Source organism: Gemmatimonas sp. (assembly GCF_031426495.1).
Lineage (GTDB): Bacteria > Gemmatimonadota > Gemmatimonadetes > Gemmatimonadales > Gemmatimonadaceae > Gemmatimonas.
This window is the reverse complement of record NZ_JANPLK010000029.1, coordinates 19731-43161: the sequence shown is the minus strand read 5'-3', so window position 1 is coordinate 43161 and position 23431 is coordinate 19731. Positions and strand designations below refer to the sequence as shown.

Below are 23431 nucleotides of genomic sequence, written 5' to 3'. Positions count from 1 at the left end.
CTTCTCCAGCTGAAAGGCTTCCCACATGTCGACTGATCTCCTGTCCGCGAGCGCGATCGCCGCGCTGCCCTCCGTCGAGCTCAAGGCGCACGCCGCCGACCTGTTCAACATCGATGCGGCGCTCACCGAAGAAGAGCGCTCCATTCGAGACACGATCCGGAAGTTCGTGGACGAGCGCGTGCTGCCGATCATCGGCGAGTGCTATGTGCAGGGACGCTTCCCCGACGAGCTCGTGGCCGAGATGGCCGAGCTCGGCGTATTGGGCGCTAACCTCCCCGAGGAGTACGGCTGCGCCGGCCTCTCGAGCGTGGCTTACGGGCTGATCATGCAGGAACTGGAGCGCGGCGACTCGGGCATCCGCTCGTTCGCGTCGGTGCAGGGCGCGCTCGTCATGTATCCGATCTTTGCCTTCGGATCGGAAGCGCAGAAGCAGCACTATCTGCCCAAGCTCGCCAAGGCGGAGATGATCGGCTGCTTCGGCCTCACCGAAGCCGACTACGGGTCGAACCCGTCGGGGATGATCACCCGCGCCAAGCAGCAGGCCGACGGCAGCTGGATCATCAACGGCGGCAAGATGTGGATCACCAACGGATCCAAGGCGCATGTCGCCATTGTCTGGGCCAAGACCGGCGACAGCACCGACGACAGCAGCATCCGCGGCTTTGTCGTCGACACATCGCTGCCGGGCTTCCACGCCAAGGATCAGCACGGCAAGCTCTCGCTGCGAGCCAGCTACACCTCGGAGCTGGTGCTCACCGACGTACACGTGCCGGCCGACGCCATCCTGCCCGAGTCAAAGGGGCTCAAGAGCCCGCTCATGTGCCTGACGCAGGCGCGCTACGGCATCTCGTGGGGCGTGCTTGGCGCCGCCATGGCCTGTTTCGAGGAGGCAGTCTCGTACTCGAAGAATCGCGTGATGTTCGACAAGCCGATCGGCGGCTTTCAGATCCAGCAGGTCCGCTTGGCCGACATGCTCACCGAACTCACGAAGGCGCAGCTGGTGTCGCTGCACCTGGGTCGCCTCAAGGACGCCGGCAATTTCACGCCCACGCAGGTGTCGCTGGCCAAGCGCAACAACGTCAGCATCGCCACCGACATCGCCCGAGAAGCGCGTCGCTTGCTCGGCGGCAACGGCATCCTGGCCGAGTACAGCGCGATGCGCCATATGGCAAATCTCGAGAGCGTCTATACGTACGAGGGGACGCACGACGTGCACTCGCTCATTCTCGGACAGGCCATTACGGGACTTAACGCGTTCAAGTAGGGGTGAGCGGAGCGGCCAAAAGGTGACGCTCCCGTCGCATTGCCGGCGGGGGGACCCGCGCCTAGCTTCCCCAGCGAAGTAGTTCCTACCTCGCAGATTCTTTATCAGCCTCTTTTACGGAGCGTCCGCGGTGAAGATCGCCGTGTGCATCAAGCGCGTCCCGGTCATGGAAGTGAAGTTCGCCATCACCGCTGACGGCTCCCGCGTAGATGAAGCGGGTCTCAAGTACGACGTCAACGACTTCGATCTGTGGGCGATCGAAGCCGCGCTGCAGTTGAAGGAGAAGAACGGCAATGTGGGTGAAGTGGCCGTGATCTCCCTCGGACCCGACGCGGCACAGGAGCAGATTCGCAAGGCGCTCGCCATGGGTGCCGATCGCGGAGTGCTGCTGAAGGCCGATAGCATTCCGGCCGACGGTCTCGCCATTGCGCGTGCGCTCGCCGCCGAAATCAAAGAGGGCGGCTACGACCTCGTCCTCTTCGGACGCATCGCCATCGATTCGATGAATCAGATGACGGGCCCGATGGTGGCCGAGCTGCTCGATCTGCCGTGCGTGACGAACGTCTTCAAGCTCGACATCTCCGGCAGCACCGGTCGGGCCGAACGCGCACTCGAAGGCGCGACGGAAGTCATGGAGTTCCCGCTTCCTGCGGTGCTCACCATCGACGACGGCCTGAACAAGGAACGGCTGCCATCGCTCAAGGGCATTATGGCCGCCAAGAAGAAGCCGCTCGACGTGAAGCCGGCGCAGCTCGGCGACGCGAAGGTGACGGTGCACAAGATGGCGCTGCCCCCCGAACGGGCTGCCGGTCGCATTCTCGGTGACAGTTCCGCCGCGGTGCCCGAGCTCGTACGACTCCTCCAGACCGAAGCGAAGGTGCTCTGAGATGGCCAACGTTCTCGTATTCGCAGAAGTGCGTGGTGGCGACCTGCGCAAGGTGGCGCTCGAAGCCGTGACCGCCGGTCGTGCTCTGGCCGATCTCTCCGGTGGCGGCAGCGTGCATGCGCTCCTCGCCGGTGACGCTGGCATTGGTGCCAAGGCGGCCTCGCTGGCGCAGTACGGTGCCGACTCGGTGCTCGTGCTCGAGCACGCCGGATTCGCGCAGTACAATCCCGAAGCCCTCGCAGCGACGGTGGCCCAACAGCTAGGCAGCGGTACGTACGGCTACGCGCTGTTCAGCGCAACCGCGCAGGGACGCGACTTGTCACCGCGCGTGGCGGCGAAGCTGGGCGTCGGTCTCGCCGCCGATCTCACCGGCTTCACGGTGGACGGCGGCGCGGTGTTGGGTCAGCACTTCAACATGAACGGCAAGGTGATCGCCACGTTGGCGCTCTCCGGGACGCCGGCGCTGTTGTCGGTGCGTCCGGCGGCGTTCCAGCCGGCGGAGGCGCCGCGGGCGCTCGCGACCACCTCGATCACGTCGGCCGCTGATCCACTGGCGTCGCGCGTGAAGGTGGTGGAGCTCAAGCAAGGCAACACCGGCAAGCTCGATCTCAACGACGCGCCGGTGATCGTGGCCGGTGGTCGCGGCCTCAAGGCGCCCGAGAACTTCAAGCTGTGCGAAGATCTTGCCGACGCCTTCGGCAACGCCGCTGTGGGGGCAACCCGCGCGGTGACCGACGAGGGCTGGCGCCCGCACTCGGATCAGATCGGCCAGACGGGACGCAACGTGAGCCCGAACCTGTACGTGGCCGTCGGCATTTCGGGCGCCATTCAGCACCTGGCCGGTATGCGCACCTCAAAGACGATCGTGGCGATCAACAAGGACAAGGACGCCCCGATCTTCAAGATTGCCGACTACGGCATCGTGGGTGATGTGTTCGAGATCATGCCGGCGCTCACCGCCGCCGTGAAGGCTGCCAAGGCGCAAGGCTGACCGGGAACATGGGGGTCTCGAATCTCGTCTTCGCGGTCATTCTCGCCGTCGCGCTCGGGTTCTTCGCCCGCAGCGCGAAACGGCTGAAGCGCTGGCTGAATATCGGCCACGAGGAAGTGCGTACCGACCACCCCGATCAGCGCACGAAAAACTTCCTGCTGATCGGGCTCGGGCAGAGCAAAATTCTGCGCGACCCGGTTGGCGGCATGATGCACGCCCTCGTGTTCTGGGGTTTCTGTGTGCTCGGCCTCGGTACGCTCGAGATCATGATCCAAGGGCTCTACACGCCCTTCACTTGGGACGTGATTCTTCCGCGGTTCCTGTACCTCCCGTACGTCGTGTCGCAGGAGATCTTCGCGGTCTTCGTGCTGATCCCCGTGGTGTATCTGCTGTACCGTCGTCTGGTGATCAAGCCGAAGCGCTTCGCTGAGGTGAGTGGCGCCGACGCCGTGTTCATCCTGAGCATGATCGCGACGCTCATGCTCACGCTGTTGCTGTTGTTCGTGATGGAGCTGCGTACGGGCGCGTCGCCAGACGGTCGCATTATCTCCGGGTTGTTACTGCCGCTGTTCAGTAGCGTGTCGGCGGAAACGGCGCACCTTGTGGCGCGTGGGTCGTGGTGGATTCATGCCGTATTGATTCTGTACTTCCTGAATCATCTGCCCGGTTCCAAGCACCTGCATGTGCTCACGTCGCTCATCAACGTGTGGTTCTCCAACACGAGCGGCCCGGGCCGCATCGGCGCCATGCGCCCGATGGATCTCGAAGCCGAGAATGCCGAACAGTTCGGCGCGTCCGATGTCGAGCATCTGAGCTGGAAGAACCTGCTCGACGGCTATTCGTGCACCGAGTGCGGTCGTTGCACCGCCGTCTGTCCGGCCAACACGACGGGCAAGCTGCTGTCACCGCGCATGATCGTCGTGAAAACGCGTGCGCGATTGACCGAAAAGGCGACAACGCTCGATGCGATTGCAGCGAGCGGCGGTACGGCCAGCGAAGCGCAGACGGCGGTGCTCGCCAAGAACCTGCTCGACGACTGGATCACCGAAGAAGAACTGTGGGCGTGCACCAGCTGCCGCGCCTGCGTGACGGAGTGCCCGGTCAGCATCGACCAGCTCGACATCATCAACGAGTTGCGTCGCGATCTGGTGCTCATGGAGTCGCGCTTTCCGGACGAGCTGGCACCGGCGCTCACGAGTCTCGAGCGCAACGGCAGCCCGTGGGCCTTCAGTGCGTCGGACCGAGCGCAGTGGGCCGAGGGGATGGACATCCCCACGATGGCCGAGCTGGTGGAGAAGGGCGAGAAGGCCGACATCCTGTTCTGGGTCGGTTGCATGGGATCGTTCGACGATCGCGCCAAAAAAATCACGGTGGCGTTCGCGCGCATTTTGCAGGCGGCGAACGTGCGCTTTGCGATTCTCGGCCAGGAAGAGACCTGTCACGGCGATCCGGCCCGTCGAATGGGCAACGAGTATCTGTATCAGATGCTCGCCAAGGGCGTGATCGAAACGCTCGACGGCTACAACGTGAAAACCATCGTGACTTTCTGCCCGCATTGTTTCCATCAAATGGGCAGCGAGTTTCCGGACATCGGTGGCAATTACGAAGTCATTCACCACACCGACTACATCGAGCGGTTGCTCGAAGCCGGTCGCGTGCCGCTCGACACCGAGCACGGGCAGCGGCTCAAGGTCGCGTATCACGACTCGTGCTACCTCGGTCGCTACAACGAGATCTACGACGCGCCGCGCAACACGCTCAAGCGGGCGCTGCCGATCATGGAACTGGTGGAGCCGCCGCGCACGAAGAGTCGCGGTATGTGCTGTGGCGCCGGCGGTGGTCGCATGTGGATGGAAGAGAACGTCGGTAAGCGCGTGAACGTGGAGCGCAGCGAGGAGCTGTTGGCCACGGGCGCCGATCAGATCGCCGTGGCCTGTCCGTTCTGCATGACGATGATCACCGACGGTGTGACCGGTGCCGGCAGCAGCGTGCCGGTGCTCGACATCTCCGAAGTCGTGGCCTCTCGATTGTTGCCGATCGTGTCGGTGTAGCGCACGATCACGCCGCTACGGCACGTCGACTTCGCGCCGCACGCGGATGTCCTTGGAGGATGCGCCAACCATGATGCGCCATGCGCCGGGTTCTTCGACCCGGCGCATGTTTGCATCCAGGAGCGAGAGTTGCTCGCGACGCACACTGAACGTCACGCGCTGCGACACCCCAGGCGCGAGCGCGATGCGCGTGAATCCAGCCAGCTCCATCATCGGACGCGCCACGCTCGCGAGTACGTCGCGCAGATACAGTTGCACCACCTCATCGCCACGGCGCGCGCCGATGTTCTCGACGGTGAGTGACACGCGCATCGCGATGCTGTCGCTCTTCGGGCGCACCTCGATGGCAAGATCCCGATACGCGAACGTGGTGTAGCTCAGCCCATGGCCGAAGGGAAAGAGCGCCTGTCCGGTGAGATCGAGATAGTCGTCGCCGCGCCCCGTGGGTTTATGGGCGTAGTGCAGCGGCACCTGACCTTCGTGCATCGGGAAGGTGAGCGGCAGCCGCCCTCCCGGTGACGCCTTGCCGAATAACACGTCGGCCACCGCGTGCCCACCGTCTTGGCCGGGATACCACACGTCCAGCACGGCGTCCACGCGATCGATCCACGGCATCGTGATCGCACTGCCGCCGACGAGCACGACAACCACCGGCGTGCCGGTGGCGGCCACCGCACGGATCAGTTCCTCCTGCCGGCCGGGGAGGCCGAGTAACGCGCGGTCGCGGAATTCGCCTTCCTCGATGCCCGCTACGACGATCGCCACATCACTCGCACGCGCGTCGGCTACCGCGCGCGCGATCGCCGCCGGCTGCGGGTCGCGCACGCCGGCGTCCCACAGCAGCTTGAGTCGCGCGTTGCCGGTGGCCTCGAAGTACTCGAGTCGGATGCGTTGACGCGATCCGCCGGCTAGCGACACGCTTGCGCGCTGTGTGCCGTACGACGCTTTGCGCCACCGGTCGATACGCAGCGTGTCGTTCACGTACAGGCGATAGCCGTCGTTGCCCTCCACGGCGATCGTGCGCGCGCCGCCGGCCGGTACCGTGAGCGTGCCCGTCCATCGCGCCGAGTACCAGTCGTACGGAATACCGCGACCCGGCGAGTTGAGCGTCCAGCCGAAGTCGATCTGCGCATCAGTGCGGGTGATCGCGGGGGCACCGTCGAAGCCGATGTTGGCCCAGTACTCTCCCCGCAATCCGGGCACCGTGGCGCCGTCGCGCACCGTCGTGAAGTGCGTGGTAGGAATCACCACCAACGGCGTCCAGAGCCGCGGCACGCCCGCACTCACGCGCAGCACACTCCCCGCCGGCAAGGCGGCGCGCACACCCTCGGCGATGCTCACGGCGCGCGCCCCCGGCGGCGAGTAGCCACCAACGCGCGCCTCGGTGGCATCGCGGCCGATGAGGGCGATGCGCTGCGCGCGCGCGGACAAGGGCAATCGCGCGCGTTCGTTGCGCAGCAATACGTACGACGCTACGGCCGCCTCACGCGCCAACGCTCGGTGCGCCGGTGACCGCGCCAACGCCGCCGCGCTGTCGGCATTGCCGTACGGTGACTCGAACAGCCCCATCGCGAACTTGGCGCGCAGCACGCGCACGACCGCGCTGTCGATCACCGCCATCGACAGGCCGCTGGTGCGAAACGCGGCGAGATACGGGCGGTGTTGGTCGTAGCTCGACTGAAAGATGACATCGAGTCCCGACTCCAGCGCGTGCCGGGTAGCGGTGGCGGTGCTGGCCTCGGTGTGGTGCAGCACCGTAGAGCCTCCCGTCGCGGCCGCGTCGGACATCACGAACCCGCCGAACCGCCATTCACCGCGCAGTACGTCGGTCAGCAACGCGCGATTCTGCGTGGAGGGTGAACCATCCACCGAGTTGTACGAACTCATGACCGACCCGGCGTGTGCATCGCGGATCGCCGTCAGAAACGGTGGATAGTAGCGCTCCTGCAGCAACCGTTGGCTGAACTCGATCGGATAGCTGTCGCGCCCGCCATCACCGACGTTGGCCACGAAATGTTTCGGCGTGGCGATGACGCCGCGCGTTTCGAGGGCTGTGATGTAGGCACGGGCCATGGCCGACGTGAGCCAGGTGTCTTCGCCGTACGTTTCCTCGACGCGGCCCCAACGCACGTCATTGGCGATGTTCACGACCGGCGACAACGATAGGCGGATGCCACGACTGCGCGCTTCGTTCGCGATCGCACCGGCCACGCGACTCACCAGCGCCGTGTCCCAGGTCGCCGCCAAGCCAATGGCCTGCGGAAACGTCGTCGCCCCTTCGCGGCCAAGCCCGTGCAGCGTTTCCTCGAAGGGCAGCAGCGGAATGCCCAGCCGGGTCTCGTTCACGAACCAGCGCTGCAGCGCGTTGATGCGCTCCGTGTGCGCTCGTGCGACCACGTCGGCGTTCAGCGTGTCGCTGCGCAACGCATCGGCGCGCATGCCCGACGGTACGTTGATCTGCAGGCCGAACGACCCGTGGCGATAGTCGTGCGATGGGTCGTCACGATCGCCGGGAATCATGAACAGCTGCCAGAACTTCTCTTCGAGCGTCATGCGCGCCAGCAGGTCCTGTGCGCGCTCCGGCGGCGTGCCACGGGCATCAAGGTATGGCGCGCTGCGTGGAGGCCGGGAAGGCGCCTCCTGAGCCGCAGCGGCTGATGCCAAGGCGGCAATGCACAGGCCGGCCAACGCCGGCCCCACGATCGAGAATTGCTTGGGCACGCGAGTGAGCATGCCCAAGCGTAGCGCGCTTACGGCCGGATTTCGAGTTCGGCTTGGGCCGCGGTCAGCGCTTCACCGCCGAAATGCACCACGGCGTAGATCGTGTACTTGCCGGGGGGGAGCGACGGCATGGCCAGGCGGAACGTCTCACGCTTGCCCGCCTGGATGCGCTTGCCTTCCACCAGCGGCAACGCCACAACCAGCGAGTCGTCGCCAAGGCGCACCTGCACTTCGCCGATGATCTCGGTGGCGGTCGTCCCCGTGTTGCGGTAGCGCACCTCCAACGACTTGCCCTTCACGAACATGTCGCTCACTTCGCCGTCGACCGTCACCACAACGGAGGGAGCGGCGGCGGTGACCGCCTGCGCCTGGATTGCCGCGACAGGCAACAGCAGCAGGAGGGCAAAAAGCAGAATCGCGAGGGCCATCAGGGGCGCCCGCAGCCAGGGGATACGCGTTGGCGAGTTCATGCCGTGCACTACTGGAAGGATGGTGCCAATCTTCCGTCAGAGGGAGAATGGCCCTCGCATGGCCCAACCTGTGGAGCGCGCGCGACAGTTTCTGCGGGATCGGTCCGTCATCGCCGCCAAACGCGGCCGGTCGTCCGAGCCCTGTCGGAAGAGGCCAGGTCGGCGCCATATCTTGGGTCGCGTATCGTTAGTACGGGATGGGCCGATCGCGTGAGCGAACAACGAGGGTGCAGAGGCGATGTTCGACACGGCGCAGTGGAGGTTGGGTGACGCCCCCGAGGGACCGATGCTGGCGGCCATCGTCGAGACGGCGGGCAGCGTCATGGTGGGATTGCATCCGGACCATCGCATATTCGCCTGGAATCGTGCGGCCGAAGATCTGTATCAGACGCCACGCCGCGAAGCGCTGGGGATGGACTACGTCGCGAATTTTATTGCGCCCGAGCATCGTGTCGCCGTCGCGGCTGACATTCAGGCCGTGCTGGCCGGCAAACGCACCGTGAACTTCGAGGATGACTCGATCCTCCCGGATGGTCAGCGGCGCACGCTGCTCTGGAATGTGACCCGGGTGTTGGACAAAACTGACGCGCCGATTGGCATTGTGGCGATCGGCCAGGACATCACTTCGCGCAAAGAGGCTGAGGAACGCCTCCGGCTGGTTTTCGAGCATGCGCAGGACGGCCTGCTGATCTCCGATCACTCGGGCGTCGTCGACTGCAACCCGGCCGCGCTGCGTATGCTCGGACTCACCGAGAAGTCGGATCTCGTCGGCCGTCGGCCGGCGGAATTCTCACCGCCCATCCAGCCCGACGGCAGTCTCTCCGAGGCGAAGTCGCGTGCGCTCGGCGCCATTACGCTCGAACACGGAGCGCTCACCTTCGACTGGGTGCACCGGCAACCGAATGGCACCGAGGTGCCGGTCGAAGTGAGTGTGCGTCATACCATGCTCGCCGGCCGACGCGTCTCCGTCGTGGCTTGGCGGGATCAGTCGCGCCGCCTCGAACTTGATCGCGAGCGCGCCGAGTTGCAACAGCGGCTCGATCTGGCGCAGAAAATGGAAGCTGTCGGGCAACTCGCCGGTGGGGTGGCGCACGACTTCAACAACTTGCTGGCAGCCATCCGAAACGCGGTGCAGCTCGCGTTGTATGATCTGCCGAGCACGCATGACGCGCGGGCTGACCTCGAGAATGCGCTGCAGACCGCGGAGCGCGCGGCCAGTCTCACACGACAGCTCCTGGCGTTCAGTCGCCGACAGACGCGAGCGACCGAGTGCATCGATCTCGCAGCGCTGGTGCACGACACGCTGCCGCTGCTGCGCACGTCGATGCCACCGACGGTCGAGGTGCACATTGATGCGGATAGCGGTGATGCGCTGGTAATCGCCGACCGCAGTCAGCTGGAGCAGGTGATACTCAATCTCGTGCTCAATGCGCGCGACGCGATGCCCGACGGTGGCCGCTTAGAGATTGGCGTTCGCGTCGACGCCGCACGAAGCACGTCGGTCTTGACCGTGCGCGACAACGGGATCGGCATGGCCGAAGCGACCCAGCAGCGCATCTTCGAGCCGTTCTTCACGACCAAGGCCACCGGCAGTGGGACGGGGCTCGGGCTCTCCGTGGTGTACGGCGTCGTCACGCTGGCCGGCGGCACAGTGCAGGTGACCAGCGTCCTTGGGCAGGGCACAAGCATGCGTATCGCCTTACCGCTTGCCGTCGGCACGGAGGCGGGCGCGACGAGTACCGCGCCCACTTACCCGGCCAATGCCGCAAATGGCGTTCTCCTGGTGGACGACGATCTCGCGGTGCGCACCACGACGCGTCGATTGCTGGAGCGTCATGGCTGGCGCGTGCTCGAGGCGCCTGACGGAGAGGCGGCGCTCGCGCTGTTCAGGGCGCATCGCGACCAGATCGCTCTCGTGCTCACCGATGTGCGGATGCCGGTCATGGACGGCGTGCAGCTGGCTCTCGCGGTGCGTCGTATCGTCGCCGACTTTCCAGTCGTGTTCTTCTCGGGCTACGATGAGCTCGAGCAACATGCGGTCGAAGGCATCGACAGCGTTCCGCTCATCGCCAAGCCGTTCAGCACAAGCGAACTCCTGCGTGTGCTTACCGCGACCGTCGCCGCGGCGCGCTAGCCGCGCCGCAAGCGCATCACCTGAATCTCCTGCTTCACCGGGCCTTCCTCGAACTTCGTGGTGACGGTGTCGAAGATCTCGAGGCCGACGTGCACGAGATTCTCGCGGAACATCGGCAGGGCGAGACGACCGGGGTCGGCCACGATCGCCACGCCGTCGGGCGTCAGCGCACGCGCCATGCACTCGCCGACCAGGATCGCGTACTCCTTCTCGTACAGCACGTCGGCTGCCATCACCACGTCGAAGGCGCCCAGGTCGGTGGGCCATTCGCGCCAGTTCACCATGCGCACCTTGGGCTCGTGGCCCAGATTGCGCGCGGCATTGCCGCGGGTCACATGGAGCGCGTCATCGTAGTAGTCGGTCGCGGTCACCTCGAAGCCGCCTAGCATCGCTCCCACGGTCGCCAGTCCGAGTCCGCAACCCATCTCCAGCAAGCGTCGCCCCGCGCCCGCTTCACGCGCCATCGTGGCCGAGAGCACGCGCGCGGATGGCCACAAGTCTGCCCAGTACGGCAGGCGCTCGTCCATCACGTAGTCCGCTTCGCTGATCAGGTGGTCGGCGTTCTCCGGCTTGACGAGGGTCACTGCGCGTCCTCCGATATCCACCGTTTCCGTAGCGAGTGAGAAGCAGCGTCCCAGCGCCTCATCAAGCGCCTCGCCATGCAGGTCGGTCAGGATCGGACGGGTCATGTCGTCATCAGAGGAACGTCGGGTAGGAGAATCGCGGTAAAGGTCGAACCAGCGTCAGCGCGCGACACCTCGGGCGGTATCATCAGCAACGCATTCGCGAGCGCCATCGTGCGCAGCAGGTTGGAGCCCTGCGGACCGGCCAGCCGCGCCTCGGGCAAGCCGTCGGCGCCGGCCGTCAGCACCACGCGGAGGAAATGGGTCAGCGTGGCTGGCGTATCGGCGCCGTCCAGAAAGCGCACCGGGATGCGCAGTGGGCGATGGCCGGCATGTCCGCCGAGCAAGCGTATCAACGGACACGCAAACAGCGAGCCGGTGACCATCGTCGACACGGGATTGCCGGGCAGACCGAGCCACGGCACGTCGCGCACCATGCCGGTGCCGATCGGTCCGCCAGGGCGAATACGCGCGCGCCAAAACGTCTGTCGTCCACCCAGCGCGGCGAGCGCGTCTCGCGTGTAGTCGTGGGCACCGACCGACACACCGCCCGTCGTGATCAGCAAGTCGCAGCCATCGTCGAGGGCTCCGGCCAACGCATCGGTCAGCGCGCCAAGGGTATCGGGCACCAGCGGCAGTGTGCGGACGTCGGCACCTGCCGATCGCAGCAGTGCCGGCAGCGCATAACTGGAAGACGAGACGATGCGCTGACCGGCTTCGACTTCATCGAACCGATCGAGCAGTACCAGTTCATCGCCGCTGGACACGATCGTGACCCGCGGGGCGCGGTACACCGGCACCGTGTGCGCGCCGACGCTGGCCAGTACGCCCAGATGCGACGCGCCAATCGTGGTGCCGCGCGAAAACAGCTCGCTGCCAGCTGCGACATCTTCACCGCGTGGCCGCACGTTCGCCCGACCCTGTGCATCGCGGTCATCGAACACGGTGACGAGTTCGATCCCTTCGTCGGTGTCTTCGATGCGAATGACCGCATCGGCGCCCGGAGGCATCGGCGCGCCAGTCATGATACGCAGCGCCGTACCCTGTTGCACCCAGGGCAAGGCGGTGGCGTCCGCACCAGCCGCACTCATCCCCAGCACCGGCATCACCCTCGGCACCGCGCGCGTGGCGCCCATCACGTCGGCACGGTTGACCGCGTAGCCGTCCATGCCGGCATTATCCCAGGGCGGCAAGGCCACGCGACTGCGGATCGGCGCACTGAGCGCGCGCCCGAGCGAGTGCCCGAGCGCGATCTGCTCCGTCGAGGTAGTGCGGCCGTCGGCCTGCCGCAGAATGGCGTCGAGCGCTTCATCGAACGAGAGTGGCATGTGGTTCGCTGGTGTCAATACCGGTAGCAATGCAGCACGCGACGCGTGACGCGACGTCTCACTCAACGCGGCGCGCGCGGCGCGAGGCCGCCCAATGCGCGACCGGCCAGCGTCGTCACCAGCAGATCCTGCACCCGCTCCACTTCACGAGTCGGCACCGTGAAGTTGTTGCTCAACATCGAGAACATGATCAGCCGGCCATCGGCGGTCGTGACGTACCCCGAGAGCGATCGCGCTTTGTCTACCGTGCCGGTTTTCGCCCGGGCATTGCCTGCGGCCGGCGTGCCCTTCATCCGATTGCCGATCGTGCCGTCCACGCCGGCAATGGGCAACGCATCGCGATAGGTCGTGAACCACGGCGACCGGCGCATCGCGTCGAGCACCTTCACGATCGCCCGCGGTGTCACGTAGTCGTGGCGCGACAGTCCGCTGCCATCGCGATACGCCGCATCGGCGGTGGTAATGCCCCATCCGGCGAGCGTGCGCACGCCCACCGCACGCGCACTGTCCGGCGATCCATCACCGCTGGCCCGCAGTCCTGATGTACGGAACAGTAATTCCGCGATCTGATTCTGCGACGGCTTCTGCATGCGACGCAGCACGTCGGCCAACGGCGCCGACTGGAGCACGACCACTGTGTCCGCCACACGACCCAGCGTATCCGCTTTCGCTAGTGGGCGTCCGGTAATCCGGATACCACCGTCGGTCAGCGACTGCGTGAGCGCCGCCACATACGCATCGTTGGGATGGCGATACGACAGCGTGATCGATGCGCTGTCACCGATGGCCAACGTGCCCGTGACCACCACGCGATCGCCGATGCTGTCGTACATGGCTTCGAGGCGGGGCGGGCGCACCGCGCCAGCCGTCGTCGCCACCGAATCGCGCGTGGTCGCCTGCACCAGCAGCTGCGGATACGTTCGCGTGGGCGCACTCGTGACCGCGACCGCACCACCCACTCGTGTGGCGGCGCGCACCTTCAGTACGAGCACGCCCTCGTTGAACATCAGTTCGTCCACCGCCGCGCTATACGCCGCATCGAAGTCGTCGTACGCCCATCCGAATCCCGTGGTCAGTCCCGGGAACGCATCGCCGATGGCCCGCACGCGGCCGGTGATACGCGTGATGCCGCGGGTCGCGAGGGCGTCGCGTACAGGCGCGAACGCATTCATCGCCGACCCGCCACTGAGTGAGTCGCTCACGCCGGGGTCGCCGCTTCCCGACACCAGCACATCACCCTGCCACGTCGATCCGCGCTGGCGCCCGTGCAACAGCACCGGCGTGCGCCACCGATGGTCCGGGCCCAGCGTCTGTAACGCGATGGCACCGGTGAGCAGTTTCTCGTTCGACGCCGGCATGAACAGTTTGTCGGCATCGTTGCTCAGAATCGTGTCGCCGCGCTCGGCGTCCACGATCAAGAGCCCCCATCGGGCATTGCGCCACATCGGCGCCGCCAGCACCGAGTCCACGATGCCTTGCAGGATACCCTGCGTTGTAGGCGCCGGGACCACCGCCGCCGGCATCATGATCGGCACACCCGGCTCCGGGCGCGGCACGTCCATCGCGGCACGGGAGCCGCCTGCACATCCGGCGGCCAGGGCGGCACCGAGCGTGAGCGACACCACGGTGACGCCGAGTCTCGAAGGCACCATCATGCATCCACCTCATACGTGCTGCTGAGCGTGAGATCTTCGGCGAGATGCACGCGGATGACCACGGCGGTGGTGTGCGCGAGCGCTCCCTGCACGCGCTCGCAGATGAATCGCGAGAGATTTTCGCCGGTGGGAATCAGACGGCCGTCACCGAACTCGGGCACGTCGAGATTGATATTGCGATGATCGAACCGGTCGCGCACTTCGCGCTGCAACACGCGGTCGAGGAAACCGAGGTCTACGACAAAGCCCGTTTCTTCATCGACCGGACCGGCCACGGTCACATCGCAGACGTACGTGTGTCCATGATAGTTGGGATGGGCGCACGCGCCGAACACCTCGGCGTTCTCCTGATCGTTCCAGTCCGGGCGACGATAACGATGCGCCGCGGCGAACGTCACGCGGCGGGTGAGTGACGTGCGCGGCATACCCGATCAGCGGAACAGCGGCAGCGTCACGCCAACCGTGACCGTGCGCGACCCGCGCCACGCGGAGCGGTTGCGGGTATCGGTCAGCACGGACGTCGTGTCAGACGCCTTCACGAAGTAGCGGTCGGGATAGTCGTACTGCCACAGGAAGTTCGTGAGATCCACGCGGATCATCGGCCCCTTGCGCGGCAGGTAGCGCACCCCCAGGCCATACGAGAACGAGAACTTCGTGCCGAACTGATACGAACCCGTATCGGCCGACGAAAAATCACTCACGATGCCGGCACCACCATTCAGCGATGGAATGAGCCGGTGCCAAGTCTTCTTGCCGGTCAACGCGAGGTCGAGGCCGGCGTCGAGTTCATGCGTCGTCACGCCGGGATTGCCGATCGTGCGCGTCGCTCGCGGATTCGTGGGCAGCAGCAGCTTCCGTTCCGACGGGGCGATGAGATAGCGCACGTACAGTGATGCCGGCCCGCCGATCGCGATATCGTAGCGCAGCGCGGCGGCAAGCGATGACTTGGGCGCAACATCGGCCGGGTCACGCTTCATCGCCATCCACCCACCCATGATCGACAGATTCTGCCCCAGCTTCACGTCTTCGAACGGGCTGTTGGCCGGGAGATGCCCCACCTGCGCGGCGACGACAGCCGGCACCAGGCTGCCGACGGCGACGACGCCGAACTGGACGAGGGACCGCCACACGCGGGCGAGCGACACGGTCGACGAGATCGAGGAAGGCAGCGGCGAGCGCAGAACGGAAGACAAAGCGGGCATCACACGGTGGCTGAAGGCGAGCGATCGCTCAGGTCGCGCAGATCGCGACCCGTGATTTCTGGGGGTAACGCGAGGCCGAGCAGTGCGAGTGCCGTCGGCCCTACATCGCACAGGGCACCACCACGTCGCAGCGGCACCGATTGATCGGGGTCGAGCACGACGAGCGGCACCGGATTCGTGGTGTGCGCGGTGTGTGGCTGACGCGTGATCGGATCGACCATGACATCAGCGTTGCCGTGGTCGGCGGTGATGATCAACCGCGCCCCGCCGCGCTCGGCGGCTTCGAGGATGCGACCGAGGCAGGCATCCACCGCTTCCACGGCGCGGATGGCCGCCGGAATCGATCCGGTGTGGCCGACCATGTCGGTGTTGGCAAAGTTGCACAGCATGAAGTCGTGCGTGCGAGTGGCCAGCGCCTCGCACAGAATGTCGCAGACGCCGGCCGCACTCATTTCCGGTTGCAGGTCATACGTGGCAACCTTTGGACTCGGCATCATGTGCCGCTCTTCGCCAGGGAACGGTGCGTCGCGCCCGCCGTTGAAGAAGAAGGTGACGTGCGGATACTTCTCAGTCTCGGCGATGCGCAGCTGTGTGAGACCAGCGTCGGAAATCACTTCACCCACGAGATGACGCATCGACTGCGGAGCGAAGGCGACCGGGAACGGGAACGCATCGTCGTAGCTCGTCATTGTGGTGATCGAGAGCGCGGGACGCGTGCCGGTGTCGAAGCCGGTGAAGTCGGGCATGGCGATGGCGCGGAGCGACTGTCGCATCCGGTCGCTGCGATAGTTAAAACAGATCAACGCATCGCCATCGCGCATCGGCGCGAGGGGTGCCCCATCGGGCCCAGACATGACGTACGGCAGCACGAATTCGTCTGTCGTGCCGGCGTCATAGGCGCGCTGCAGCGCCGTCAGTGCATCGACTTCCACGGGGGCCTCGCCACGCACCGCCGCACGGTACCACAGGCCGGTGCGTTCCCAACGATTGTCGCGGTCCATGCCGTAATAGCGCCCGGAGACCGAGGCGAGTTGCGCGCGGTCGCCGATGTTCGCGAGTGCGTCACGCAAAAAACCCATCGCCGACTGCGGCGGGGTGTCGCGGCCGTCGAGCATCGCGTGCAGCATCACCCGTTTCACACCGCGCTGCTGCGCCAGCTCCACCAGCGCCAGCAAGTGCGCGTCGTGCGCATGCACGCCGCCGTGCCCCAGCAAGCCGAGCAGGTGGAGCGTGCCGCCCGAGGCGTTGACGCGATCGCAGGCCTGAACCAGCGCGTGATTCCGGAAAAAGCTCCCGTCCTCGATGGCGCTACCGATGCGCACCAGGTCCTGCATCACGACCCGTCCGGCACCCAGATTGAGGTGTCCTACCTCACTGTTGCCCATCTGCCCGTCGGGAAGTCCGACGGCGCGCCCCGAGGCGGTCAGCAGGGTACGCGACGCGTGGGCCCAGATGCGGTTCCAGTTTGGCGTGTTCGCCATCAGGATTGCATTCGATTCAGGGTCCTCCCGATAGCCCCACCCATCAAGGATGACGAGGGCAACGGCACGTGCGGGTCGCGCGGTCATCGGGTCATGGGGTAAGCTGGGAAAGATCCGAAGGCGCCACGGAAGCATGGCGCCGTCCGCGATCCGGTTTGGGATCGTTGGAGCAGGTCGAACTGTTGGAATCTACTGGAAGCCGCGACCTCGACACCACCGCCCGCCCGCTGTTCTGTCCTCAATCGAGCACTGATGCGCGTTCGTCGACGAAGCCTGTTGCTGGTCCTCCTTCTGCTCGCCATCGGGTTGTTCGATGGCTTCCTGCTGTTGCGCCGGGCGCGCTATCGCGAGGAGGCCACGCGGCTGCGCGATGGGATGTCCACACTCGAGCGTACCCGTGCCGATGCCATTGTTTCCGCGCAGGCGGATCGGGCGGAGTTGATGCTGGAACTCATGCGCCGGCAGGCGGAAGGCGACGACGGTCTGCATCTCGCCATCAGCACCGATTCGGCGTATCTCGCACTCGACCGCGGGCCGGCCCGGCTTCGCGAAATCAAGGCGCTGATCGGACCGGAGCGGCGTGTCGGTCTGGCCCCGGACACCATGCACGTGGCGATACCACGTGGCGTTCGCGCGGTCCAGCGCCTGCTCACGGCCAGCGATCGATATGAGCTTCCGGCGTGGGTGTGGATCGATCGCGGCCTCCCGGTCCCGGACGTTCGCGCCGACAGCGGATGGGTCGGTCGCGGGGCCATCCTTACCACCGGCGGAACGCTCATTTACTCGCTCCCGGCCTCGGGGCCACTCGCCGACAGCAGCTATGTGATGCCCGGCAGCATTCGGGTGCCCGCAGCCGAGCTCGCCGCCATTCGCGAGAATCTTTCCCCCGGCATGCGGGTCTATTTCTTTTGATGACCACCACTTCGATCAACCCGCCCGGCGCCATCCGCGCCGGGCGCGGATGGCGCGGCGCGCCCCTCTGGCTGTTGCTGCTGGTGGCCGTGGCGGTCGGGCACGCGACGTGGCTCGTTCGGCTGACGCTGCGCGACCGTTTCGAGCGCGACGTCGCCCGCATGGTCTTCAACGACAACAGCGAGGCGCTGGAGCAGGCCGAACTGCAGGCCGGCCTCGCGACCGACAGTCTTCGGGCCGCGCTCGACGAAACCCCAGCGTCGCCCCCGACCGACTCCGACTACCTGGTGGTCTCCATCGCCGACCGACGCGTCTGGTACAAACATCGCGACAGCGTGCTCTTCACGGCCCCGGTCGCCACCGGATCCGGCAAGCAATTGGTCATCAAGGGCAACAACAAGATCCTCCGCTTCGAGACGCCCCGGGGGCGCCTCACGGTGCAGCGCCGGGATTCGGCCCCCGCCTGGATCCCGCCCGATTGGCATTATCAGGAGCAAGCCAACAAGCGCAGACTCGGCATTGTACAGCTCGTTCGTGGGGTGCCCCTCAAGCTTCGCGATGGATCCCAGATGATCGTACAGGGCAACGACGTGGTGCGTCGGGGTGCTGACGGCACGCTTCGCCCGCTCACGGCCAGCGATGGCCGGGAGATCGTGGCTGACGGAAAGATTGTGATCCCGCCCTACGGCACTAACCAGCGGAAGTACGCCGATGTGCTCGGTACTCATCGCTTGTATCTCGGCGATGGCTATGCGCTGCATGGCACCAACAACCCCGCGTCGATCGGGCAGGCGGTGAGCCATGGATGTGTCAGATTGCGGAACGAAGACATTGCCGTGCTGTATGATCGTGTCGCGGTCGGCACTCCGGTCTACATCTACTGAGCTCCGGGTCGGCTATATTTCCTGACTGTCGCTTGATCGTCCTTGGATTGAGCGCCAAACCCGAATCCGTGACCCAGAAACCTTTCGATTCACCCCAGGCAGCCCAGGAGAAGGTATCCTCCCCGCGGCGCCGTCAGCATACGCGTATCACCCGGCTCGCCATGACGGTGGCCGGGGCGTCGGCGTGCGTAGTCTTGGTAGCCTTTGCCCGTCCTGGCTACGCCGAAGCCGCAGCGGCACGCGCCGCTACCCGGGCCTCCACGCGGTCGATCGCCGCCGCGCCGCGCATCCCGCTTCTCGACTCTCTGAAAGGACGCAGTCGCAAGCTTCGGGCCCGCTTCCTCAGCCCGAACCGCGCGGCGGGAATCCCGCTCCTGCGTGAGCTGTTCGGAGACTCTGCCGTGTCTCGGGCCGGCGTGTATGCCGCCAACGATGCCGCTGGGTCGTTTCATTTCATCACCATGCGTCCCTTCGCTGACAAAGTGCAGGGTCGCATCGGCAGTTATCGCATCGGCTTCTTCCCGAGCGAAAAGCGATCGGTCCGATCGGCCACCTACGGCAATCCCGATGGTTTCCTCGAAGTGACGGCGCTCAATCAGGACACGCCGATCTCCGAGCATTTCCGGTTGCGCGATTTCCTCACGCATGATCAGGCCACCGTGTGGCCCAAGTATCTCGTCTTGCGCGAGCCGCTGGTCGATAAGCTTGAACTCGTGTTGAGCGAACTGCGCCGCATGGGCATCCCGGCGAATAAGCTTCGGGTCATGTCGGGCTTCCGCACCCCGCAGTACAACGAGCAGGGTGTTGGGGCCGGTGGACGCGTACAGGACAGCCGGCATCAGTACGGTGACGCGGCCGACGTGTACGTCGTGAACGGCGATCGTGACTGGATGAGCGATCTCAATCGCGATGGCCGCGTGGACACGCGCGATGCCAAGGTGTTGGCCCAGGCCGCCGAGAACGTGGAGCGTGACCATCCCGAGTTCACAGGCGGCGTCGGGATCTACAAAGCTACCTCGGCGCACGGCCCCTTCGTACACATCGACGTGCGTGGGACACGCGCCCGTTGGGGGGCGATGTGATTCGTCGTCGCGTGGCACTGGTGTTGAGCGGGATGGCCGCGATCACGGCGGCGATCCTGTATCAGCCGCCTGCGGAGCTGTTGGCCGGTTCATCCGCCGAGAGCGCGAAGCTCGCCGTGCCGGTCGTCGAAGCGGGTCCGGAGTCGCGCGGCGTGAGCGGTGATGTGCAGATGCAGTTTGTACGTGCCGGCGAGCGCGTCGCGTTTCCGGTGCGTGTGCGTGGCAACGCGCAGGGGTTCACGTACCAGTGGATCGAGCTGCGCAGCAACAGTTCCGCCGACGTGGCGCGTCCGCTGCGAGGCGACACGTTGCTCGCGCCGCTCACGCCGGGCTTCTACGAACTCGCCGTCACGCGAGCCGGTGTCGTGCAACGCATCACCGAGCCGCGACTTGCAGTGTTGGTGCCCTTCGAGCTCAAGCTTGGAAGCACGCTCAACGGTTACCAGATCGGCCGCTATCCTGCGGAATGGGCGCACGACGAGCAGGCCGAGCGTCCGGCCGGATTTGCCGAGGTGCGCGAGGCGGATCTCGAGCTGCAGCTCACCCGGCACATCAAAGTGCGCGATTTCGTCACGCACGACCGGCAAACGGTGTGGCCACGCTATGTCGCGGTCGACCCGCGCGTGCTCGACAAGATCGAACTGGTCATGCGCGAACTGGCGCGCCGTCGTGGTGAGGAGCGCATGGATTTTGGTGTCGAGGTGCACAGCGGCTTCCGCACCCCGATTCACAACTCCGGCGTGGAAGGGTCCGCTCGCGACTCGCGACACCTGTACGGTGATGCGGCCGACATCGCGATCGATGCCGACGGAGATGGCAAGCTGACGATTTTTGACGCCTATCGCGTCGAGCAGGCCGTGGACTGGGTGGAGCGGCTGCACCCAGAGTTGGCCGGTGGACTCGGCGTGTACAGCAGCCGACGCTTCTCCACGCCATATTGCCATATCGATGCGCGCGGCGAACGGAAACGCTGGCGCGGCTGAAGCGTAGGGCAGGGCAGCCATCCTGTCCCGCCCAAATGCGCGTCCGAGAGACGCTGGAGGTTCGATGAACCCGTACGTCCGCGATCGTATCAATCGCAAGCTCGACACGCTCTCCGACGAGCGGTTGTATCAGATTCTGGATTATGTCGAGTTTCTGGAGTCCAAGTACGCCGAGAAGTCGGCCCCGGTGGCGAATGTGTTCACGCGCTTCGCCGAGGGTGTCGAGGATAAGCTGCGCGCGGGCGGCGTCGCCGTGAGCACCGTGTCCGAGACGATGGGCTTTCTCAACAAGGCGATGGGCGTGCTGAACGGCGTGGCCCAGACCACCATGACCGTGGCCGGCGACGTGGTGAACGCCGCCAAGACGGCCGCCGATCAAGTGGGCGCTCCGCCGCCGCCGTCGTCGGCCGCGACCACGCAGCCGACCACGCAGCCGGGCACGCAACCTGCACCTCCGAGTGTGCCACCCCCACCGCCCAGCGCTGCCGCGTAACGCGGCCGCATGAGGCGGCCTTGAACCTGCTGGACTGAGGAAGCGCATGACCACGGATCGCCTAGAGGAACTGCCGCCGGAGCCGGCGCGCGAGCGCCATTTCGACAAGATGGCTCGGGAGCGCGAGGCCGACCGTCGAGACGGACGTCCGGAGCGAGGCCTGTTTACCGGCCGCGGTCGCAAGGACTCGACCCCACCCGATGACGACGCGACGCGTCGTACGCGGCGTCGCCGCTCGAGCGAGGACGACTTCGAGGAGCCCGCGCGCCCGCAGACGGGCATGAAACGCTCGGTGTTACGCGCCATCCAACAGATTCCCGCCTATCTACGGTTGCTGGTTGGGTTGGTGGGCGACAGTCGTGTGTCGAAGTTCGACCGCTTCCTCGTGTTGGCTGCGGGCGCCTACATGGTGTCGCCGATCGATTTCATTCCCGATCTGATCCCGTTCCTGGGCGAGGTCGATGACCTGTTCCTGCTGATGACCGCGCTGCAGCGGCTGGTCGCCAACGCGGGGCGCACCGTGTTGCTCGACCACTGGCGCGGCGACCCGGACGCCCTCGAGGATGTGAATCTCGCGCGGCTCGTTAGTGCGGCCGGATTCTTCCTGCCTGCGCGCCTCCGTCGTCGTCTCCGCAAAATGGCCGGGCGCTGACCGCTGGACAGCGCTGCGGAGGCCGTCTACTCTTCAAGATGGCACCCTCGACGACTGACCACCCGACGCAGCAGCAACAGCCCGCCGCCGACTCCACGTCGGCGAGCGGGCTTTCGCGTTCCCAGACCAGCCGCGCCAACAATGGTGCGCGGTCGCCTTCACGCGTGCGCGACGATTTCGCGCTGACCTTCGACGATGTGCTTCTCGCTCCGCGTCATTCCTTGACGCATCCGCGGGAAGTCAGCATCGCCTCGCGCTTCACCCGTGGTATCACGCTGAACGTCCCCCTCGCCTCGGCCGCGATGGACACGGTCACGGAAAGCGAGATGGCGATCGCGATGGCGCGCTTTGGCGCCATCGGGGTGCTGCACAAGAACATGTCGATCGACCGCCAGGCGGCCGAAGTGGACCGCGTGAAGCGCAGCGAGAGCGGCATGATCCTGAACCCGATCACACTCTCGCCCACCGCGTCGCTCCGTGAAGCCGTGGCGCTGATGATGCGTTTCAAGATCTCGGGTGTGCCGATTGTCGACGCCAGTGGATTGTTGGTCGGCATCCTCACCAATCGCGATCTGCAGTTCGAGCGTGATCTCGATCGCCCGCTGCGCGACGTGATGACCTCGGAAGATCTGGTGATCGCTCCCGTCGGTACGACGCTCGACGAAGCGGAGCGCATTCTCGGCAAGCACCGCATCGAGAAGTTGCCCGTAGTCGACGAGCACGGCGTGCTCAAAGGGCTCATCACCGTGAAGGACATTCACAAGCGCCGTCAGTATCCCGACGCGAACAAGGACATTCACGGTCGCCTTCGGGTGGCGGCGGCGCTCGGTTCGGGTGGGGACTATCTCGATCGGGCTCGTGCCCTGATTCAGGCCGGGGTCGATGTGTTGATCATCGACACGGCACACGGGCACAGCGAAGGGGTGCTCCAGGCGACCGCGAAGGTGCGGGAGGCCTTCCCTGAGGTCCAGCTGGTGGCCGGAAATGTCGCCACGCGGGCCGGTGCGGCGGCGCTGGTGGAGCGTGGGGTCGATGCCGTGAAGGTCGGCGTGGGGCCGGGCTCGATCTGCACCACGCGCGTGGTGACCGGTGTTGGCGTCCCGCAGCTGACCGCAGTGATGGACGCCGTCGAGGGTGCGGGCGATATCCCCGTGATCGCCGACGGTGGAGTGAAGTATTCGGGTGACATCGTGAAGGCGCTGGCTGCCGGAGCCTCGAGTGTCATGATGGGCTCGATGCTGGCTGGCACCGAAGAGAGCCCGGGCGAGTCGTTCCTGTTGGAGGGACGTCGCTTCAAGATGATCCGCGGCATGGGCTCGCTGTCGGCCATGCAGGACGGTTCGGCCGACCGCTATTTCCAGGACGGCGAGATGTCCCCCAAGAAGCTCGTGCCGGAAGGCATCGAGGGGCGTGTGCCGTACAAGGGCGCAGTGGGCGACGTGATCTTTCAGATGATCGGCGGCCTCCGCAGCGGCATGGGCTATGTGGGTTGTGGCACGATCGAGCAGCTGCGCACGGAAGCGGAATTCGTGCGTATCACGACCGCCGGCCTGCGTGAATCGCACCCGCACGACGTTACCATTACCCGCGAAGCACCGAACTACTCGCTGTGATTTCTG

At 65.7% G+C, this 23431-nt stretch carries 20 protein-coding genes; 12 read left to right on the top strand and 8 right to left on the bottom strand.

Annotated elements, in window-relative coordinates:
- Positions 1-25 precede the first annotated feature (25 nt).
- The 4 genes from RMP10_RS08360 (at position 26) to RMP10_RS08345 (ending at position 5192) form a co-directional block, all read left to right on the top strand.
- Entirely contained in the window at positions 26-1264 is a 1239-nt protein-coding gene (locus tag RMP10_RS08360; RefSeq protein ID WP_310569885.1) for an acyl-CoA dehydrogenase family protein, read from the top strand.
- A 130-nt stretch (positions 1265-1394) separates the two neighbouring features.
- The gene (locus RMP10_RS08355) at positions 1395-2150 is read left to right on the top strand and encodes an electron transfer flavoprotein subunit beta/FixA family protein (protein ID WP_310569884.1); all 756 of its coding nucleotides are present in this window, start codon (positions 1395-1397) and stop codon (positions 2148-2150) included.
- A 1-nt stretch (position 2151) separates the two neighbouring features.
- Positions 2152-3141, top strand: coding sequence for an electron transfer flavoprotein subunit alpha/FixB family protein (locus RMP10_RS08350; protein WP_310569883.1), 990 nt, complete (start codon positions 2152-2154; stop codon positions 3139-3141).
- 8 nt (positions 3142-3149) lie between these two features.
- Entirely contained in the window at positions 3150-5192 is a 2043-nt protein-coding gene (locus tag RMP10_RS08345; RefSeq protein ID WP_310569882.1) for a (Fe-S)-binding protein, read from the top strand.
- A gap of 15 nt (positions 5193-5207) precedes the next feature.
- On the opposite strand, the gene RMP10_RS08340 is transcribed toward RMP10_RS08345, so the two are convergent.
- Both RMP10_RS08340 and RMP10_RS08335 read right to left on the bottom strand, forming a co-directional pair.
- Positions 5208-7925 carry a glycoside hydrolase family 3 N-terminal domain-containing protein gene (locus RMP10_RS08340; protein ID WP_310569881.1) on the bottom strand — a complete coding sequence of 906 codons (2718 nt, stop codon included), beginning with the start codon at positions 7923-7925 and terminating at the stop codon, positions 5208-5210.
- Positions 7926-7942: 17 nt separating this feature from the next.
- A complete protein-coding gene (locus RMP10_RS08335) occupies positions 7943-8383 on the bottom strand; it encodes a hypothetical protein (RefSeq protein ID WP_310569880.1) in 441 nt (146 codons plus the stop codon).
- 238 nt (positions 8384-8621) lie between these two features.
- Between RMP10_RS08335 and RMP10_RS08330 the strand changes: the two genes are divergently transcribed.
- A complete protein-coding gene (locus RMP10_RS08330; protein WP_310569879.1) occupies positions 8622-10517 on the top strand; it encodes an ATP-binding protein in 1896 nt (631 codons plus the stop codon).
- On the opposite strand, the gene RMP10_RS08325 is transcribed toward RMP10_RS08330, so the two are convergent.
- From RMP10_RS08325 to gpmI, 6 genes are all read right to left on the bottom strand, one after another.
- A complete protein-coding gene (locus tag RMP10_RS08325; protein ID WP_310569878.1) occupies positions 10514-11206 on the bottom strand; it encodes a methyltransferase domain-containing protein in 693 nt (230 codons plus the stop codon). The genes RMP10_RS08330 and RMP10_RS08325 overlap by 4 nt on opposite strands.
- Positions 11203-12468 carry a gephyrin-like molybdotransferase Glp gene (glp, locus tag RMP10_RS08320; RefSeq protein WP_310569877.1) on the bottom strand — a complete coding sequence of 422 codons (1266 nt, stop codon included), beginning with the start codon at positions 12466-12468 and terminating at the stop codon, positions 11203-11205. The genes RMP10_RS08325 and glp overlap by 4 nt, the downstream gene beginning before the upstream one ends.
- 62 nt (positions 12469-12530) lie before the next feature.
- Complete coding sequence (gene dacB / locus RMP10_RS08315; protein ID WP_310569876.1) at positions 12531-14123, bottom strand: D-alanyl-D-alanine carboxypeptidase/D-alanyl-D-alanine-endopeptidase; 1593 nt, start codon at positions 14121-14123, stop codon at positions 12531-12533.
- Positions 14120-14548, bottom strand: a complete 429-nt coding sequence (locus RMP10_RS08310) for a 6-carboxytetrahydropterin synthase (RefSeq protein ID WP_310569875.1) — start codon at positions 14546-14548, stop codon at positions 14120-14122. The genes dacB and RMP10_RS08310 overlap by 4 nt, the downstream gene beginning before the upstream one ends.
- A gap of 6 nt (positions 14549-14554) precedes the next feature.
- Positions 14555-15268 (bottom strand): hypothetical protein, encoded by a 714-nt coding sequence (locus RMP10_RS08305; protein WP_310569874.1) that lies wholly within the window; start codon positions 15266-15268, stop codon positions 14555-14557.
- 56 nt (positions 15269-15324) lie between these two features.
- The gene (gpmI, locus tag RMP10_RS08300; protein ID WP_310569873.1) at positions 15325-16893 is read right to left on the bottom strand and encodes a 2,3-bisphosphoglycerate-independent phosphoglycerate mutase; all 1569 of its coding nucleotides are present in this window, start codon (positions 16891-16893) and stop codon (positions 15325-15327) included.
- 165 nt (positions 16894-17058) lie between these two features.
- Between gpmI and RMP10_RS08295 the strand changes: the two genes are divergently transcribed.
- The 7 genes from RMP10_RS08295 to guaB all read left to right on the top strand — a co-directional run bounded on the left by RMP10_RS08295 (position 17059) and on the right by guaB (position 23425).
- Entirely contained in the window at positions 17059-17718 is a 660-nt protein-coding gene (locus RMP10_RS08295; RefSeq protein ID WP_310569872.1) for a hypothetical protein, read from the top strand.
- Positions 17718-18602 (top strand): L,D-transpeptidase, encoded by an 885-nt coding sequence (locus RMP10_RS08290; RefSeq protein ID WP_310569871.1) that lies wholly within the window; start codon positions 17718-17720, stop codon positions 18600-18602. The genes RMP10_RS08295 and RMP10_RS08290 overlap by 1 nt, the downstream gene beginning before the upstream one ends.
- Positions 18603-18763: 161 nt before the next feature.
- A complete protein-coding gene (locus RMP10_RS08285) occupies positions 18764-19684 on the top strand; it encodes a D-Ala-D-Ala carboxypeptidase family metallohydrolase (RefSeq protein WP_310569870.1) in 921 nt (306 codons plus the stop codon).
- Entirely contained in the window at positions 19681-20667 is a 987-nt protein-coding gene (locus tag RMP10_RS08280) for a D-Ala-D-Ala carboxypeptidase family metallohydrolase (protein WP_310569869.1), read from the top strand. Before RMP10_RS08285 ends, RMP10_RS08280 begins: the two co-directional genes overlap by 4 nt.
- Positions 20668-20731: 64 nt before the next feature.
- The gene (locus RMP10_RS08275) at positions 20732-21160 is read left to right on the top strand and encodes a hypothetical protein (RefSeq protein WP_310569868.1); all 429 of its coding nucleotides are present in this window, start codon (positions 20732-20734) and stop codon (positions 21158-21160) included.
- 46 nt (positions 21161-21206) lie between these two features.
- Positions 21207-21812, top strand: coding sequence for a DUF1232 domain-containing protein (locus RMP10_RS08270; protein WP_309672190.1), 606 nt, complete (start codon positions 21207-21209; stop codon positions 21810-21812).
- A gap of 38 nt (positions 21813-21850) precedes the next feature.
- A complete protein-coding gene (gene guaB / locus RMP10_RS08265) occupies positions 21851-23425 on the top strand; it encodes an IMP dehydrogenase (protein WP_310569867.1) in 1575 nt (524 codons plus the stop codon).
- The last annotated feature ends 6 nt before the right edge of the window (positions 23426-23431 follow it).

Excerpts from the sequence above, each read along its gene's own strand:
- RMP10_RS08360 (WP_310569885.1), top strand. The coding sequence starts at position 26 with ATGTCGACTGATCTCCTGTCCGCGAGCGCGATCGCCGCGCTGCCCTCC.
- RMP10_RS08350 (WP_310569883.1), top strand. The coding sequence starts at position 2,152 with ATGGCCAACGTTCTCGTATTCGCAGAAGTGCGTGGTGGCGACCTGCGC.
- RMP10_RS08345 (WP_310569882.1), top strand. The coding sequence starts at position 3,150 with ATGGGGGTCTCGAATCTCGTCTTCGCGGTCATTCTCGCCGTCGCGCTC.
- RMP10_RS08340 (WP_310569881.1), bottom strand. The coding sequence starts at position 7,925 with ATGCTCACTCGCGTGCCCAAGCAATTCTCGATCGTGGGGCCGGCGTTG.
- RMP10_RS08335 (WP_310569880.1), bottom strand. The coding sequence starts at position 8,383 with ATGAACTCGCCAACGCGTATCCCCTGGCTGCGGGCGCCCCTGATGGCC.
- RMP10_RS08330 (WP_310569879.1), top strand. The coding sequence starts at position 8,622 with ATGTTCGACACGGCGCAGTGGAGGTTGGGTGACGCCCCCGAGGGACCG.
- RMP10_RS08325 (WP_310569878.1), bottom strand. The coding sequence starts at position 11,206 with ATGACCCGTCCGATCCTGACCGACCTGCATGGCGAGGCGCTTGATGAG.
- glp (WP_310569877.1), bottom strand. The coding sequence starts at position 12,468 with ATGCCACTCTCGTTCGATGAAGCGCTCGACGCCATTCTGCGGCAGGCC.
- dacB (WP_310569876.1), bottom strand. The coding sequence starts at position 14,123 with ATGATGGTGCCTTCGAGACTCGGCGTCACCGTGGTGTCGCTCACGCTC.
- RMP10_RS08310 (WP_310569875.1), bottom strand. The coding sequence starts at position 14,548 with ATGCCGCGCACGTCACTCACCCGCCGCGTGACGTTCGCCGCGGCGCAT.
- gpmI (WP_310569873.1), bottom strand. The coding sequence starts at position 16,893 with ATGACCGCGCGACCCGCACGTGCCGTTGCCCTCGTCATCCTTGATGGG.
- RMP10_RS08295 (WP_310569872.1), top strand. The coding sequence starts at position 17,059 with ATGCGCGTTCGTCGACGAAGCCTGTTGCTGGTCCTCCTTCTGCTCGCC.
- RMP10_RS08290 (WP_310569871.1), top strand. The coding sequence starts at position 17,718 with ATGACCACCACTTCGATCAACCCGCCCGGCGCCATCCGCGCCGGGCGC.
- RMP10_RS08285 (WP_310569870.1), top strand. The coding sequence starts at position 18,764 with ATGACGGTGGCCGGGGCGTCGGCGTGCGTAGTCTTGGTAGCCTTTGCC.
- RMP10_RS08275 (WP_310569868.1), top strand. The coding sequence starts at position 20,732 with ATGAACCCGTACGTCCGCGATCGTATCAATCGCAAGCTCGACACGCTC.
- RMP10_RS08270 (WP_309672190.1), top strand. The coding sequence starts at position 21,207 with ATGACCACGGATCGCCTAGAGGAACTGCCGCCGGAGCCGGCGCGCGAG.
- guaB (WP_310569867.1), top strand. The coding sequence starts at position 21,851 with ATGGCACCCTCGACGACTGACCACCCGACGCAGCAGCAACAGCCCGCC.